This window comes from Rhizorhabdus sp. (assembly GCF_018006725.1).
In the GTDB taxonomy this organism is placed as follows: Bacteria; Pseudomonadota; Alphaproteobacteria; order Sphingomonadales; family Sphingomonadaceae; genus Rhizorhabdus.
In genome coordinates, this window is the sequence record NZ_JAGMXV010000117.1 from 1 (window position 1) to 14,697 (window position 14,697).

A 14,697-nucleotide genomic window follows, 5' to 3' on the forward strand; every position below is an offset into this window, starting at 1 on the left:
AATACCAGCGCACCGCCCACAGGATCACATCACCCTGGAAATGGCGCCACTTGAAATCCGTCATCGTTCCGTCCGTCCAATCTCCGCCAAGCATGCTCAAGCTTCACGATTTTTGCAACAGAGCCGGTTGCGGCCCAGACGCGGGCATTCATGGGTACGCTCGACGAGGAACTGCGCAAGGTCGGCGCGGGCGGCACCACCGTCCTTGTGGGCGAAGCGGTCCTCTCCAAGAATGTCCCGGATATCACCGATCAGATCCGCAAGGCGGTTTTCGCGCGCGTGCCTCTCCCTGCGGCCGCGCCGGCTCCCGCCTCCGGTCCCGCGGTCGGCGCGATGCTTCCATCAGCCTCCGGAAGTGTCGCGCCGTCCGCGCAGGTTCAGGCGGCGCCAGCGCCCCAGGGTTCGCCGTTCGGCCCGGCACCGGTCTCGCCTGTCGAAGCGACGGTCGCACCGCCCGCGCAGGGAGGCCTCAATGGCGGCGGCTACTGACAGGCTCGCGCCTGCGGGCGCGGTGAGCGGTGCGGCAGGGGAGGGCGATCCGCTCGCCCGCAAGGCCCTCATCGCGCGGCGCGTGCGCCAGTGGAGCGCTGTGGCGCTGCTGGCAAGCGCATGGGCGGGGTATAATGCGCTCGGTGCCTGGCAGCAAAGCCACGCCTTCATGATCAACGCCTCGGAGAGCCTGCCCAACTGGGCCTTCTTCGTCGCGCGCGGCAAGACGCCGGCCAAAGGCGACTATGTGTTCTTCGTGCCGCCCGACAACGCTCTGGTCCGTCGTCATTTCGGACCGGAAACAGGGCCGTTCGGCAAGCGGGTGATCGGGATGGCGGGTTCGCTGGTCGAGCATCGCGGCGCGTATGTCTATGTCGACGGCGTCCGCGTCGCGCACATGAAGCCGCTGACGCGCACCGGGGAACCCCTGACACCGGGGCCTGTCGGGCGCGTTCCTGAGGGCTGCTACTATGTCGGCACGCCCCATCCCGACGGGTTCGACAGCCGCTATGCCGAGATCGGCTTTGCCTGCGCAAAGCAGCTGGTCGGAACCGGGACGCCGATCCTGTGATCCGCCAGGTCGCCCTTGCCGGTGGCTTCCTCGCCATCGCACTGGTCGCCAGCTCTGCCTGGCCTGTCGTCGAGGGCGCATTGGCCCATGACCATGGGGTGATGGGACAGACCTGGGGGATCGTCGAACCCGATCTTCTGGACACGATCGACCGGCGTCTCAAGACCATGCAGGCCGATGGCAGCATCGAGCGCATGCAGGCGGCGCTGCGCGTCAAGGCGCAGGAGCGGGTGCGCAATCCGTTGCCGGTTGCAGGGATCGGTGCGGTACGCGAGGCGCGCAGCTGGACCTTCGATCCCTCGATCGTGCTCGACCAGGACGTGCGCGATCAGAAGGGTCGGCTCGTCGCGCAGGCGGGGCAGCGGGTCAATCCGCTCTCGTTCGTGGCGATGAAGACCGATCTTGTGTTCATCGACGGGCGCGATGACGCACAGGTGGAGTGGGCGATGAAGCGCTGGAGCGCGCAGAACGCCAAAATCATTTTCGTCGCCGGGTCTCCCTTCGATCGCATGGGCGAGAAGAAGCGCCGCTTTTTCTTCGACCAGCAGGGCAAGCTCACCAGCCATTTCGGGATCGCGCATGTTCCCGCTGTCGTAGCGCCCCAGGGGGAAGTGCTCAGGATCAGCGAGATCGAGATGCCGGGAGCGGGCGCATGATGTGGCTCGACATGCTCAGGACGCCGATGGCCGCGCCCGAAACGCCGGGCCTCAAGGCGATGCGCCTGTCGATCCTGTGGTCCGCGCTTGCACTGGCGCTCGCCGTGCCCGCGATCCGACCGCTCCACGCTCTGTTCGGACCGGGGGCAGGGGGCATGATCGCGGGACTTGTCCTCGCTCTCGTCATCCTCGTGCCGCTCTACGTCGTGCGCAAGAACCGCGCCGACAATGCCTATTTCGACGCGAGGGTTCGCAAGAGCGAAGGTGAGGAGCCATTGCCATGATGCGGCGTCTTGTGGGCCTTCTGGCGTTCCTGGCCGCGCTCGCTGCATGGTCCGCGCCCGCCAGTGCGCTGCCTGCCAACTGCACCGGCAAGTTCGTAAACCCTGTGACCGATGTGTGCTGGTCCTGCCTGTTTCCGCTGTCGATCGGCGGCGCGCATATCTGGCCGGGAAGCCGGCCCGACACGAAGAATCCGTCGTTGCCCGTTTGCGCGTGCGGATCGCCTGTTCCCCGGATCGGCATCTCGATCGGCTTTTGGGAACCGGCGCGGCTCGTCGACGTCACGACCAAGCCCTGGTGCTTTCCCAACCTTGGCGGGCTGCGGCTCAATCCGGGTCTCGACATTGGGCAAGGCCAATATACCGGCCCCCGGATCGGTGGCGGCACGACGCAGAACTCTGCCAACTGGCAGGCCCATTATTACGTCTATCCGCTGCTCTACTGGATGGAGATCCTCACCGACTTCCTGTGCTTCGAGCAGGCCTCGTTCGACGTCGCCTACATGACCGAGATCGATCCGCTCTGGAACGACGATGTACTGACGACGCTCATCAATCCCGAGGTCGCGCTGTTCAACAATCCGATCGCGGTCGCGGCATGCGCGGCCGATTGCGCGGCGGCGACCGCGGCGCTGCCGATCGATCAGATGTTCTGGTGTTCCGGGTGCAACGGGTCGATGTTCCCGATGAACGGCAACATCGCGGCGCATAATTCGCCGGTGCAGTCCTCGCGCCTCGCGGCCGAGCGGCTGCTCTTCAAGATGCACCGGCAGGGCCTCGCATGGGGGACGGCAGGGTCCAAGGCGCTCTGCAACAAGTACGTCATGCCGATCCTCAAGAAGTCCCAATACCGCATCCAGATGACGAACCCGACGCCGACCGTGAGCGGCAAGTTCGCCTGCTCGACGATCGGGGCGTCCACGCTGCCGCCAGACGCCGGTCGCGCCTTCCCGGTGGGGGGCGAGGACTTTGGGTATCTGCTCTGGCGCAAGCGCAACTGCTGCATGTTTTGAGGTTGGCGATGAAGAAGCTCCTTCTATCGATTGCCGCGATCGCTTCCATCGGCACCGGCGCGGCCGTGCTCGGCCAGAGCGTGGAGGGGCTCGATCTCGATGCCGTCCGTGCGCGCTCGGCCAAGGCGGACGCCGATGCAGCCGCGCTCGTCGGCGAGGTTCAGCGGCGTGGCGAGGCGTTCCGCCAGGATGCGCAGACCGTGCAGGCGGTCGCGATGGAGAAGATGCGCACGATCGACAAGGCCCGGTTGCCCAAGGGACCGGCAGGCGTCGTCGATTTCGACGAGATGATCCAGACCGCATCGGCCAACCTCAAGGACAATCGCGGCACCGCGCCCCAGTTCATGGTGTTCGTCTCGACCTCGATGCCGCCCCAGGCCCTTAAGCGCATTATCGCCGAGACCTCGGCGGCGGGCGGCGTGGTCGTGTTCCGGGGATTTCCCGGCAACTCAGGCAAGGCCTTCATCGCAGCGCTCGCAAAGGTCGTGGACAAGGAGCAGCAGTTCGCCTCGATCGGCATCGACCCGCGTCTGTTCCGCGCTTTCGATGTCAGCGCCGTCCCGACCTATGTCGTTGCATCGAGCGATTTTACGCCCTGCGACGGGCTGACCTGCAAGACGACGCCCCCTCCCTTCGACCGGATGGAGGGCAATGTGACCGTCCGCTATGCGCTGGAGACCTTTGCCGATGCGAACGGTCCGGGGGCGCTGGTTGCAAGGACCGCGCTCGCCAATCTCGTGCGGACGCCCTGACGATGGCGGGGAGGGGCATCCTTGCGAGCGCCGTTCTGGCTCTCCTGTCCCTGCCGGGGGCCGCGCTCGCGCAAACGAGCGGGCAGGCAAGCCCGAGCGGTGGCTATTACGATCTTCAGGACTATCCCTATTTCAATGAGGCGGCGCAGCCGACACCGCCTGCCCAGGCATCGCCTGGCCCGTCCGCGACCTCTGCGCCCCAGCCCGCGCCGGCACAGTCTGCCATGTCAGCGCCGTCCCTGACGGTGACACAGGCGCCCAGCGCATCGAGCGCAGCCGCACGCGTTCAGGCGCAGGCCGAGCAGCAAGCGCCGACCCAGACACCGGGCCAGCCCTATGTCTATCCCAAGGGCGATCTCGCTGCGGCGCGTGAGCAGGCCAAGGCGCTCGGCAAATCGTCGCGGGCCAGCGCGGCAAGCCTGCCGACCTCGACACCGCTCAGCCAGGTGCCCGGCTATTCGGCCACCGCCAATCCGGCGCAAGCCTATGCCGACGATCCCGATGCCCTGATCGCGGCGGGCGGATCGGCCGCAGGACATAACGATGCGTGGCGCATGGTCACCGATCCGGGTCGCCTCAAGGTGACGCTGGGGGCTGGCGAGGTCGGTCGCGCGCAAGATGTCGAGAAGGACCCCAACAGTTATCTGAGCGGTCAGTCGCTGGGCGCAGCCGACGGCAGCTGCAAGCCGCTCCCTCCAGGCGGGTCGGCAGGCTATTATGAGGCGACCTGCAACACGGGAACCAAGGTCGAGGAAAGCGCGGCGGTGTGCCGGACCCCGCTCGTCATGGATGTGACGCCGGGTTCGACCAAATATATCTATGTTTGCGAAAACTGGATCGGCAATCCGCCGCGCGCGGGCAACAATACGGGCCGGCGCTGCTTTCCTGCGTTCACGCAGCCCGTCGCTAACGGCGTATGCCGGGTGCGCTCGCGCGAAACGGTGCATTATCCCATCTGCCACCAGGGGACGCTCGGGAAATGCTTCGAGCCCGATGTCGCCGATGGCGAGGAGATCACCTATGAGTGCGACAGCCCGGCAGTCGCCCGCTCCTATGTCGTCGAGACGACAGGACAGGTGGTCAACGAGCGCCGGGACGAGACGATGTGCAACGCGTCGACCGCGGGCAAGACCTGCGAGCTGAAATCGGAAACCTGCGTCGATCCCGATCCCACCACGCGCACCGTCAACGGGGTCCAGATTACGCGGGCTTGCTGGAACTGGGAGCGCACGTACAGCTGCGTAGGCACCACGCAAGCCAGCGATTGCGGCGAACTCGCCGGCAATCCGCAGTGCGTCTATGTCCGCGACGAATGCCTCGACGATCCCCAGGTCGGTCCGTGTCAGGTCACGACGAAGGTCTATAAATGCCCGATCCCGACGGCGCCGACGACGCAGCCCAAGCAATATATTTGCGGCGATGATGTCTATTGCCTCGACGGTCAGTGTGAGCCGGTCGAGCGCGAGGCATCGACCGAGTTCAAGGATGCAGTCGTCGGTCTCCATGCGCTTGGGCAGGCGAAGGAAGAGTTCAATCCCGACACGATGACCTTGTTCTCGGGCAAGCGGCAGACTTGCCACAAGCCGGTATTCGGTCTCGTCAACTGCTGCGCGGGGAAGGCCTCGGGCCTTATCACGACCGCTGCCGGCGCGGCGGCGATCGCCGGTGGGCCCGCCGCCATTGCCGCGCTCGCGACCCCGTTCCTCACCATGTTCATGTGCTCGAGCCAGGAGAAGCTGCTCGACGTCCAGGATCGCATGGGGATGTGCCACAAGCTCGGCCAATACTGCACCGACAAGGTGCTGGGCATCTGCACGTCCAGGTCGACGGCCTATTGCTGCTTCGAGAGCAAGCTCTCGCGCATCCTTCAGGAACAGGGTCGCCCGCAGATCAACAAGCCGTGGGGGAGCGCCAAGAAGGAGACATGCAAGGGCTTCACGCTCGACGAGTTCTCGCGGCTCGACCTTTCGAAGATGGATTTCACCGAAGTCTATGCCGAGTTCGTGGATGCAGCGAAGCTCCCCGACGAGATCGAAACCTCCAGGCAGATCCAGGAACGGATCAAGGCCTATTACGACAGCAAGGCGGGCAAATGAGCGTGATCGCCAATCTCGCGGACCATCGGCCGTTTCCCGATCTCTCGATCGCCGAGTTCGCGCTGCTTGTTGCGCTGCTGCGGGCAGGGCCTCATCCGGCGGCATTCCTCATTCCCACGCTCGACGCATGGTTCGACACGAAGCTACGGGCGATCGATCTGGAACCCACGATCGCCCGCCTCATTCGCGCGAACCTCATCCTGCGGCGCGGCACGACCCTGTATCCCAAGCGTCACGCCCGCACGCTGGTCATCGCCGTTTACGGCAACCTGTTCCGCATCCTGGGCGAGGACATGGCCAAGCTGATCTCCGCCCGCGAGCCGTCCCTCCTTGGCATGCTGCGCGCCTATCTCGACCGTCGCGCGAAAGAGGATCGCGAGAAGAAGAACCCCAAGAAAGATGAGGATTGATATGCGCAACGCCCTGACCCTTGCCCTCATCCTGTCGCTCGCCACAGGCGGCATCGCCCCTGTGGCGGGCGCAAGCGCGCAGGAACTGACGCCGCTGCTCGATTCTGTATCCTCGGCTCGCGAGAGCGAGGCGCCATCGTCGGCCGACCGGGAGCGCGACGAGGATCTTGGCGGGGCCGACCGGGTCGCCGCCCAGACAGGCGACGATTTCTACTGCCGCGAGCGGCGGCTCGGCACCTGGTTCTATTGCGACAAGCCCAAGCCCAAGCCGAGCGAGCAGCAGTCGGCGCAGCCCGCCCGCTCTTCGGCCGAACGGCTTGCGGCGATCGCCAAGGAACTGGAGGAATTGAAAGCGCGCGCGATCCTCGAACCGACGCCGGAGAATATCGCCCATTATATCGCGTTCCAGCGCGAGCAGCTCGACCGGGCGTCGTCCTTCGCCGACATGTGGCAGCGCACGATCTGGCAGAACCCCGACCTCGACTACACCCTCCAGCGTCCGGTCAACCAGTTGGGCAAGCGGACCTGGCTCGATACGCGCAACGCCGACCGCGAACGGGTGCTGTCGCAAATTTCGCAGCGCTACGGCGTCTTCTATTTCTATTCGTCGGCCTGCGCGGCGTGCGAGACCTTCGGCCCGATCATGCGCAGCATCTCGGATCGCTTCGGTCTCACCGTCATGGCGATCTCACTCGATGGCGGTCCGACCCGCGCCTTCCCGAACTACACGGTCGATACCGGTCAGTACAAGGCGATGGGCATGCGCGGACAGCAGGTCCCCGCACTCGTCCTCTTCGATACGGTCACCAAGCGGCCGATGCCGATCGGCTACGGCGTGATGGCGGCCGACGAGGTGATGAACCGCATCTTCACGCTCACCAGCATCAAACCCGGGAGTGACTTCTGATGGTCAGGCAGATCCTTCGCCTCTGCGCGGCGATCCTCGCGCAGGCCAGTATGATCCTTGCAGTCGGGGGGCTCGTGGCGACGCCGGCGATGGCCGACGTCCAGGGCGAGATGAACAGCTATTTCAACCAGTCGGGCGCGGCGGCGAACGTCACCGGCCCGACCGCTTTCCAGGGGCAGTCCGCGGGCTATTATTCGGGCGGATCACTCTGGAGCCGCTTCCCGCAAAAGTCGATCAATCCGGTCAATGTCGCGCTGCCTAGCGCGCGGGGCGGGTGCGGCGGTATCGACCTCTTTGCCGGCTCCTTCTCGTTCATCAACGCCGACGAAATCGTCGCGATGCTCAAGGCGACCGCGAACAACGCGATCGGCTTTGCCTTCCAGCTCGCGATCGATTCCATCTCCGCGCAGATCGGCGGGGTCATGAAGGACATGAGCCAGCGCGTGCAGCAGCTTAACGCGTTCAACATGTCGAGTTGCGAAGCGGCGCAGCAGGCGATCGGCTCGATCTGGCCGGCGATGGACGGGGCTTCGTCCACCATCTGCCAGCAGGTCGGTGGCGCGAAGGGCTTCTTTTCCGATGCGGCCGCGGCGCGGCATGGCTGCACCAACAAGGGCGAGCGTGAATCGACCCTCGCCAAGGCGGGCGACGACGGCGAACTGGTGCAGTCGAAGAATTACACCTGGTATGCGCTCAACGCCAAAAGCGCGACTAAGCCATCGCGAGAATATGCCGAATTCCTCATGACGATGGTCGGGACCATCATCTACGATGCGGCCAATACCAAGGACAGCATGGGGACGTTCCGGTTCATCGCGCCGGCGAGCTGGGACACCTATCAGGCGCTGCTCGACGGCACCGCTACGGCGCCGACCGATGTGTGGCGGTGCGACACCACCGACGACAAGGGGTGCCTCAAGCCCACGCCGACCAAATTGACGATCTCGACCAACGAGGCGCTGCGAACCCGCGTCCTCAAGGCGATGGACAGCATGTCGTCGAAGATCCGCTCGAACGCGCCCCTGTCGGGCGACGAGATTGCGCTGCTCGGGATCACCTCGATCCCGCTCTACAAGATCCTCGTCGTCAACGAGGCGGCGCATATGGGCCTGTCGGGCGGTGATCGCGCCACGCTCGCCGAGATGGTTTCGATCGACATGCTGATGTCGATGCTCGACCGCATGCTCGACACGATCTCGCAGGCGCAGGCGGGCGCGAAGTTCGTCTCCACCGATGAGTTCAAGGCGTGGCGCGCGCAGGTCGACACGGTCAAGACCGAGCTGTCGCGGCGCAACGAGAAGATGGCGGGCCAGATCTCCAACACTTACCGGGTAATTCAATATACCCAATTTATGGAATCGACCCTCAAGAACGCAATGAGCCCGCAGCTGTCCGCCTCGCTCCGCTTCGGGCGTGGTCTGTCGGCGCAGGGCGTCCGCTAAAGGGAGGGAACGGCACGATGGGCGCGCTCGAAGTCTTCACGATCGGCGGCGGCGAATATATCGTCAACGTCTTCAACGCGGTCGCGGCGTGGACGGGGGGAGGGGGCTATCGCTCGCTCCTCCAGGTCGTGATGGTGATGGGGTTCATCTACTCGCTGTTCATCGTGGCCTTCTCGCTTGACTGGCGGGCCTGGTTCAACTGGTTCCTCCAGTCGACGCTCATCTACATGATGCTGATGGTGCCGACCGTGACCGTGAAGGTCACCGACCGCATCAATCCGACACTGGCGCCGGCGGTGGTCGACAATGTCCCGCTGGGCCTTGGCGTGATGGCATCTTTCACGAGCCAGGTCGGTGACTGGATGACGCGCACGGCCGAGACGGTGTTCGTCATGCCGAACGCGCTTTCGCTCTCGACCAACGGCATGATCTACGGTGCGCGACTGATGGACAAGGCGCGGACCTTCCAGATCACCGACAGCGTGTTCCGGGCGAACCTCGACGAGCATCTCAAGCAATGCACCTTCTATGACGTGCTGCTGGGCTTCAAGTCGATGGACGATCTCACCCGGTCGACCAATGTCTGGGAGGCGATCGGACCGGGCAGCCCAGCGCGCAGCCAGCGCTGGATCGCCTCGACGGGACCGGGCACCACCGAAAATACGATCATTCCCTGCAACGAGGCCTATTCGCGACTGGACGGGCAGTGGCAGGCAGCGTTCGACAAGGATCTGATCCCCTTTGCCAGGAGCGCCTATCCCGGTCTCTCCGATGCGGTGGCGGCGCAGAAGATCCGCGATGACCTTCCCATCGTTGCCGCGCAGATGCACGGCACGCCGAGCGACGCCTATACCTATCTGCGACAGGTCTCGATGATCGACGCGTTCCTGGCCGCGCGCGAAAGTTTCTCGGACGCAGGATGGGATGCCTATGCCGCCCAGCGTGCCGATGCGCAGGCGAAGAACACCTATACCTCGATCGCGACGCAGGCGATGACCTGGGTGCCGTTGCTCGGGATCGTGCTGACCGTCGTCTTCTACGCGATGTTCCCGGTCCTCTTCCCGCTGTTCCTGTTCCCGCGAACGGGCATCCAGACCCTCAAGGGCTATGGAACGGGATTCTTCTACCTTGCCTCCTGGGGGCCGCTCTACGTCATCCTGCACATGTTCGTGATGAGCCGTGCGGCGGCGCTCTATCATGGCGTCTCGCCGACAGGGCCGACGCTGCTGGTCAGCGACGGCATGGCGAACGTCAACGAGAGCATATCGACGCTTGCCGGTTTCCTCATGATGAGCGTGCCGTTCATCGCCGGAGGCATGGCGCGCGGCGCGATGGCGATCGCGGGACATGCGACCTCGATGTTGCAGCCGGCGCAGAGCGCGGCCGAACAGGCGGCGACCGAGCGCACGACGGGCAATTATTCCTACGGGAATACCTCGTTCCAGAACCTGACCTCGGGCATGACCCAGTCGAACAAGTGGGACACCCAGCCCAAATATAATGACGGGTTCGCGGTCGGGTCGTACACCAATGCCGATGGCGGGATCACCTACGGTTTTGCCGACGGCAGCAACGCGTTCGACACCCGGCAGGGCATCTCGAACCTCTCCTTCACGCCGACGCGGACTTCCGGCTTCGACAGCCAGATGAGCCGCGCCCTGTCGGAAGGGCAGTCGCACACGCAGTCGCTGCGCAACTCCGCGTCGCAGTCCTGGAACGCGACCGCCACCACCGCCACCGATCTGCTCTCGGCAGCCGAACATCGCCGGGGCAGCTCTACTGAAACGGGGTCTGGGTTCAACAACAGCGTTGCGAGGATGACGGATGTGTCGCGTAGCCTTTCGAGCGGCCTGACAAGCAAGTTCGGGTTAACCGAATCAGACAGTCAGCAGGTTGCCCGAGCAACACAAATGACTGGCGACGCAAATGCAGGTATCGAGGCGCTTGCAAGCGTATGGAAGAATAAGTTTGCTGATGTTGGCGTCAAAGGTGGACTTGGAGTTCGTTTAGCATCCATTGCGTCGGAGAATACGGGGCGTACAATCTCAGGTGACCAAGCTTATTCAGAGTTGAAAGATTACCTCACCAAAGAGACCAATTCGACACAGGCCCGTGCAGCGCGGGATGAGTTCATGCGAGAAACCAGCACGAGTGGCGATAGCGAGGTGCGCTCCCTTTCGCAGAAGCTTGGCGTCAGCGTTGGGGAATCGCGCTCGGCGTCGCTCGAGGCGACCCGAGCCGAAGAAACCTTCCAGCGTGTCAGCCAAGACGTGCGCGAATCTGAGCAACGAGGCTGGTCGCTCAACCGTAATGAGAGCCAGGAATTTGTCGTGTATGCGCAGGAGCGTTTGCTGAACGATCCGACCCTGTCGCAATTCAATTGGACGCCGGGCATGGTCATGCCGCGCACGCGTGAGCAGGAGCAGGTCCGCGATATTCTTCTTGGCGAGTTTATGGAGCGCAAGGTGGCTTCGGTCCGTGAAGAACTGGGCGTGACTATTCCAGGGCAGCTCGACAACTCGCTGCACGGTCCCGCCTCCACCACGGCGGGCGGGGTCCAGCAGTGGGGGGAACGCCGCGCCGCTGGCATTCGAGCGCAAGGTCCCGAAGTGTCGATCAGGGAGAGTTCGCGCGATACCGGTCTTGCCGGGGAGGTGGCCGATGCCATTCCCAATGCGTCGGTCCGGATCACCCATGGCGCTTTCGAGATCGGCAACGGCGTCGATGAAGCGAAGGGAACGGCCGCACAGATCGGGAAGCATGTTCAGGAACGCAACGATGCGTGGATCACCACGACATTACCCGGTGTCGAGAGTATTCGCGATACGGCCCGCGATAGGCTTGGCATCGGTCAAGGCACCAGCCACGTTTATGAATTGCCGCGCGGCGAGCGGGCTACACTGCCGATCTCCGGGCGATTGACGTCGAACATGGGGGGGAGGGTGGACCCGGTAACCGGACAGCCCGGACACCATCACCGGGGCGTCGATATCGCGCAACGCGCCGGAACCCCGATTCCTGCTCCGGCGTCAGGACGCGTGGTTAAGAACGACTTTCAGGCGAACGGCGCTGGCAATTACATCGTGCTCGAACATGGCGATGGCTCGCAAAGCAAATATTTCCACATGCAGGATCGCTCGCGCTTTCCTGTCGGAAGCACGATCGAACAGGGTGAGATATTGGGGCGTGTGGGAAGTTCAGGGAAATCGACCGGCCCCCATCTCCACTATGAATTGTGGAAGGACGGAGCGCCGGTCGATCCTCGGCGTTTCCAGCTCAGGAATGGCCGGGGATGACAAAAAATCCCAAGAACATAACAAACAAGATGAAATAGAAAAACATCTTGGAAGTATGCGGCTCGCTAGGCGCACCATCTCTACGAGAAGATGGATAAACTTCATCCATCAGCTCACGCCCGCGCGGCGTAGCCATATCATACATATTTTCGGGATTGATCGAATAGGACGAACTGGGGAATGGTGCGCCACCGATAGGATGCCGATCCCAGTCCATCTGGCCAGTATCATGGTTCAACATGGCTGCTCCTTTCCCGCCCGTCCGACCCGATGGTCGAATAACGCTTGCAAAGCGTATCACTTCGCGGTGGGATTGGCGAGCGACTTTCCGCATTTGTTCTCCGTGGCAGGAGAAGGCGCATGCAGGGTGAAGCTGGTCCTGAAGATGCCCGCACGATCGCGATGTACGAGCGACTGCTCGACAGGCATCTGAAATTCTACGACGCCCTTCGCCTGCGGGAGCGCCGGCCCAAGAGTGCGGCCCAGCGTCAGTTTCAGGAGGTGGCCTGGGGGAAGGCGGAGCCGGTTTCGGATCATGAGCGCGCCTATGTCTGGTATCTCAAGGCGCTAAAGATCGCACCGTTCAATCGTCCCGCGCCAGCGCCGCACATCGATGACGTGATGGCAGGCTATGATGTGGGGGCCAGGCCCGTCGCGGGTGAGGTCGGCACGAAATGGGATAATGCGTGGCGGGAATATCGGGGCGGTCGCGAGTTCTGGTAACGTCGATGGGCTGAAGGAGAGGAACGATCTGCAATCGCTATCGACTGAGCGCTCGGCAGACGGCCGTGATGCAGGCATGCGGATATGAGGCGTTCGAGGAAAACCCGGTCATCTCGATCCCTCTCGAAATCTTTCCCACCGGCAAGAAGACGCCCAGGCACGGGCTTGTCATCCGGCGATCGCCGGCAGGCAATCGGCCGCTCGAGCCGGTCGCGATGGAATGGGGCTTCCCGACCAAGGTTGCGAGCAAGCGCGATCCGGCGATCAAACTCGACAAATATGTGACCAACGCGCGCAACCTCGCGTCCTCGATGTGGAAGCCATCGATCTCCAATCCCGAGCGTCGCTGTCTGGTCCCGTTCACGCATTTTGCCGAACCGCATCCCGAAGGCGGGAAGGGGGACGATGGCAAACCGCGGCAGATGTGGTTTTCGTTGCCCGATCATCCGATCGCGTTCTTCGCCGGGATCTGGCGGCCGACCGAGCGGGGCGAGGCCTATGCCTTTTGCACCACAGCGCCCAATGCGATTGTCGCCCCCTGGCATCCCAAGGCAATGCCGGTCATCCTTCACCGCGCCGACCTGAGCCAGTGGCTCGATGGCTCGGCCGACGACGCGCTCGCCCTTGTTCGACCCTATGACGGGAAAATGCTCGAACAGGTTGCGACGCCGGACAATGGTGAGGCATAAACCAGGCCCAACCCGATACTTCAACCATAGGCACAGGATTACATCATGCCCGTTTCGACCTCGGATCTTGCCGAGCAACTCTCCAGCGTTCACGATCTTTCAAAGGCTGACGCCAAGAAAATTGTCGAGGCTGTCTTCGCGGATATTACCGATGCTGTCGCTAAGGGCGATGAAGTCAGCATCAACGGGTTCGGCAAGTTCAAAGTGAAGGATTCGCCCGAGCGTCAGGGCCGCAATCCCGCGACCGGCGAGGCGATCACGATCGCTGCATCGCGCAAGATTAGTTTCGCGCCTGCCAAGCAGGTCCGCGATCGTTTGAACGGCGGTTGAGCGATGACGCAGCCCCGGCATGGAAGTGACGAAAGCATTGCCGGGTCTGCGGACGACGCTGGCGCTGCCGCAACGCTCGACGCGGACAACGCGAATGCCGTGCGCACAATGGTCGCCAACCTTTCCGACGAAGACGTCGTGCGCATCTACGAGATGACTGGCGGCGCGGGGCTTGTTGCCGATCTGGCGGCAACGCAGATGGAGAAGCGCAACCTCGATTACTGAGCGCGGCTGCTCGGAAGTCGCTTCGACCTCGCGCCTCCAGGCCCGTTACGGGGAGAAACTCTTCGCCGATTTGGGAATTGTGCGGAAAAAGGGAGACGCATCATGGCAAGCAACACTGCATGGGATCAAAGGTCGGAAGCGCGTTCAGGGTCGGCCTGGGGCTGGATTCTGGCTTATGCCATTCTCGTGATTTTGATCGGATTTGTCGCGCTTGCCAATCCGATCGCCACCGGGTTGACGACGGGCGTTCTCCTGGGCGTGTTTCTGATCGGTTACGGTGTCCTCGCGATTGTCTCCGGTGTTTCGTCGTTGTCCGATCGGGGACGCTGGACCGAAGTGCTGCTGGGCGTCCTGGGTGTCGTGACGGGCGGAATTATCCTGTTCAATCCCTTTGCCGGCGCGATCTCCCTGGTCTGGGCGTTAGGTTTCTGGCTGCTTGTTTCGGGCATATTTCAGGTCGCGAGCGCCATCCGGGGCGCTTACGATCGCGGATGGCGTCTTGCGCTGGGCGTCCTCGATATTCTTCTGGGCGGATATCTGCTGTTCGCTGGTCCCGCGACCAGCCTCGTCATGCTCGCGACGATCGTCGGGATCAGCTTCATTTTCCGCGGCGTATTTCTCGCTTTTGTCGCGTTTGGTCTGCGCAAGCTGGCTCAACCCGGCAGAGCTAATATCCGCAACTAAGTCATTGATTTAACATATATCAACACCACGTCATGTCTTGTGGTGTAGTTTCAATGGCTTGATGGCATTATGCCTGTCCATTGTGTTTCGCTAATTATTTGGACGATCAAGGGAGTTGGAAGTGCAAGACGCC

Annotated in this window: 17 protein-coding genes; 16 read left to right on the forward strand and 1 reads right to left on the reverse strand. The window is 63.1% G+C overall.

The window, feature by feature from the left end; translation table 11 throughout:
• The first annotated feature begins 150 nt into the window (after window positions 1-150).
• From KAY22_RS15880 to KAY22_RS15930, 11 genes are read left to right on the forward strand one after another with little or no spacing between them, the layout of a single operon-like run.
• The gene (locus tag KAY22_RS15880; RefSeq protein ID WP_296624360.1) at window positions 151-489 is read left to right on the forward strand and encodes a TrbI F-type domain-containing protein; all 339 of its coding nucleotides are present in this window, start codon (window positions 151-153) and stop codon (window positions 487-489) included.
• Window positions 473-1,060, forward strand: a complete 588-nt coding sequence (locus tag KAY22_RS15885; protein WP_069338498.1) for a S26 family signal peptidase — start codon at window positions 473-475, stop codon at window positions 1,058-1,060. Before KAY22_RS15880 ends, KAY22_RS15885 begins: the two co-directional genes overlap by 17 nt.
• A complete protein-coding gene (gene traW, locus KAY22_RS15890) occupies window positions 1,057-1,716 on the forward strand; it encodes a type-F conjugative transfer system protein TraW (RefSeq protein ID WP_069338497.1) in 660 nt (219 codons plus the stop codon). The genes KAY22_RS15885 and traW overlap by 4 nt, the downstream gene beginning before the upstream one ends.
• Window positions 1,713-2,000, forward strand: a complete 288-nt coding sequence (locus KAY22_RS15895; RefSeq protein ID WP_069338496.1) for a hypothetical protein — start codon at window positions 1,713-1,715, stop codon at window positions 1,998-2,000. Before traW ends, KAY22_RS15895 begins: the two co-directional genes overlap by 4 nt.
• Window positions 1,997-3,010 carry a conjugal transfer pilus assembly protein TraU gene (traU, locus tag KAY22_RS15900; protein WP_069338495.1) on the forward strand — a complete coding sequence of 338 codons (1,014 nt, stop codon included), beginning with the start codon at window positions 1,997-1,999 and terminating at the stop codon, window positions 3,008-3,010. Before KAY22_RS15895 ends, traU begins: the two co-directional genes overlap by 4 nt.
• 8 nt (window positions 3,011-3,018) lie before the next feature.
• On the forward strand, window positions 3,019-3,762 hold the full coding sequence (gene trbC / locus KAY22_RS15905) for a type-F conjugative transfer system pilin assembly protein TrbC (RefSeq protein ID WP_069338511.1): 744 nt from the start codon (window positions 3,019-3,021) through the stop codon (window positions 3,760-3,762).
• A 2-nt stretch (window positions 3,763-3,764) separates the two neighbouring features.
• Window positions 3,765-5,858, forward strand: coding sequence for a conjugal transfer protein TraN (gene traN / locus KAY22_RS15910; protein WP_099231089.1), 2,094 nt, complete (start codon window positions 3,765-3,767; stop codon window positions 5,856-5,858).
• Window positions 5,855-6,268: a hypothetical protein gene (locus KAY22_RS15915; protein WP_069338494.1), complete on the forward strand. Its 414-nt coding sequence runs from the start codon at window positions 5,855-5,857 to the stop codon at window positions 6,266-6,268. The genes traN and KAY22_RS15915 overlap by 4 nt, the downstream gene beginning before the upstream one ends.
• Window position 6,269: 1 nt before the next feature.
• Complete coding sequence (traF, locus tag KAY22_RS15920; protein ID WP_069338493.1) at window positions 6,270-7,175, forward strand: conjugal transfer protein TraF; 906 nt, start codon at window positions 6,270-6,272, stop codon at window positions 7,173-7,175.
• Entirely contained in the window at window positions 7,175-8,617 is a 1,443-nt protein-coding gene (locus KAY22_RS15925) for a conjugal transfer protein TraH (protein WP_069338492.1), read from the forward strand. Before traF ends, KAY22_RS15925 begins: the two co-directional genes overlap by 1 nt.
• Before the next feature lie 17 nt (window positions 8,618-8,634).
• Complete coding sequence (locus tag KAY22_RS15930; RefSeq protein ID WP_069338491.1) at window positions 8,635-11,913, forward strand: conjugal transfer protein TraG N-terminal domain-containing protein; 3,279 nt, start codon at window positions 8,635-8,637, stop codon at window positions 11,911-11,913.
• Here KAY22_RS15930 and KAY22_RS15935 read toward each other — a convergent pair.
• On the reverse strand, window positions 11,894-12,154 hold the full coding sequence (locus tag KAY22_RS15935) for a hypothetical protein (protein ID WP_125988431.1): 261 nt from the start codon (window positions 12,152-12,154) through the stop codon (window positions 11,894-11,896). The two genes, KAY22_RS15930 and KAY22_RS15935, sit on opposite strands and share 20 nt — an antisense overlap.
• Before the next feature lie 119 nt (window positions 12,155-12,273).
• Here KAY22_RS15935 and KAY22_RS15940 point away from each other — a divergent pair, with 119 nt between their 5' ends.
• The 5 genes from KAY22_RS15940 to KAY22_RS15960 all read left to right on the forward strand — a co-directional run bounded on the left by KAY22_RS15940 (window position 12,274) and on the right by KAY22_RS15960 (window position 14,564).
• On the forward strand, window positions 12,274-12,636 hold the full coding sequence (locus KAY22_RS15940) for a hypothetical protein (protein WP_069338490.1): 363 nt from the start codon (window positions 12,274-12,276) through the stop codon (window positions 12,634-12,636).
• A gap of 26 nt (window positions 12,637-12,662) precedes the next feature.
• Window positions 12,663-13,325: an SOS response-associated peptidase family protein gene (locus tag KAY22_RS15945; RefSeq protein ID WP_257211437.1), complete on the forward strand. Its 663-nt coding sequence runs from the start codon at window positions 12,663-12,665 to the stop codon at window positions 13,323-13,325.
• A 45-nt stretch (window positions 13,326-13,370) separates the two neighbouring features.
• Window positions 13,371-13,655 (forward strand): HU family DNA-binding protein, encoded by a 285-nt coding sequence (locus KAY22_RS15950; protein ID WP_069338488.1) that lies wholly within the window; start codon window positions 13,371-13,373, stop codon window positions 13,653-13,655.
• Between the two features lie 3 nt (window positions 13,656-13,658).
• Complete coding sequence (locus tag KAY22_RS15955) at window positions 13,659-13,880, forward strand: hypothetical protein (RefSeq protein ID WP_069338487.1); 222 nt, start codon at window positions 13,659-13,661, stop codon at window positions 13,878-13,880.
• Between the two features lie 102 nt (window positions 13,881-13,982).
• Window positions 13,983-14,564 (forward strand): HdeD family acid-resistance protein, encoded by a 582-nt coding sequence (locus KAY22_RS15960; protein WP_069338486.1) that lies wholly within the window; start codon window positions 13,983-13,985, stop codon window positions 14,562-14,564.
• The last annotated feature ends 133 nt before the right edge of the window (window positions 14,565-14,697 follow it).

Bases quoted from the DNA above. Each gene is read 5' to 3' on its own strand.
- KAY22_RS15935 (WP_125988431.1), bottom strand. From the start codon at position 12,154: ATGTTGAACCATGATACTGGCCAGATGGACTGGGATCGGCATCCTATC.
- KAY22_RS15925 (WP_069338492.1), top strand. From the start codon at position 7,175: ATGGTCAGGCAGATCCTTCGCCTCTGCGCGGCGATCCTCGCGCAGGCC.
- traN (WP_099231089.1), top strand. From the start codon at position 3,765: ATGGCGGGGAGGGGCATCCTTGCGAGCGCCGTTCTGGCTCTCCTGTCC.
- KAY22_RS15960 (WP_069338486.1), top strand. From the start codon at position 13,983: ATGGCAAGCAACACTGCATGGGATCAAAGGTCGGAAGCGCGTTCAGGG.
- traF (WP_069338493.1), top strand. From the start codon at position 6,270: ATGCGCAACGCCCTGACCCTTGCCCTCATCCTGTCGCTCGCCACAGGC.
- KAY22_RS15950 (WP_069338488.1), top strand. From the start codon at position 13,371: ATGCCCGTTTCGACCTCGGATCTTGCCGAGCAACTCTCCAGCGTTCAC.
- KAY22_RS15885 (WP_069338498.1), top strand. From the start codon at position 473: ATGGCGGCGGCTACTGACAGGCTCGCGCCTGCGGGCGCGGTGAGCGGT.
- KAY22_RS15955 (WP_069338487.1), top strand. From the start codon at position 13,659: ATGACGCAGCCCCGGCATGGAAGTGACGAAAGCATTGCCGGGTCTGCG.
- traU (WP_069338495.1), top strand. From the start codon at position 1,997: ATGATGCGGCGTCTTGTGGGCCTTCTGGCGTTCCTGGCCGCGCTCGCT.
- KAY22_RS15940 (WP_069338490.1), top strand. From the start codon at position 12,274: ATGCAGGGTGAAGCTGGTCCTGAAGATGCCCGCACGATCGCGATGTAC.
- KAY22_RS15880 (WP_296624360.1), top strand. From the start codon at position 151: ATGGGTACGCTCGACGAGGAACTGCGCAAGGTCGGCGCGGGCGGCACC.
- KAY22_RS15915 (WP_069338494.1), top strand. From the start codon at position 5,855: ATGAGCGTGATCGCCAATCTCGCGGACCATCGGCCGTTTCCCGATCTC.
- KAY22_RS15930 (WP_069338491.1), top strand. From the start codon at position 8,635: ATGGGCGCGCTCGAAGTCTTCACGATCGGCGGCGGCGAATATATCGTC.
- KAY22_RS15895 (WP_069338496.1), top strand. From the start codon at position 1,713: ATGATGTGGCTCGACATGCTCAGGACGCCGATGGCCGCGCCCGAAACG.
- trbC (WP_069338511.1), top strand. From the start codon at position 3,019: ATGAAGAAGCTCCTTCTATCGATTGCCGCGATCGCTTCCATCGGCACC.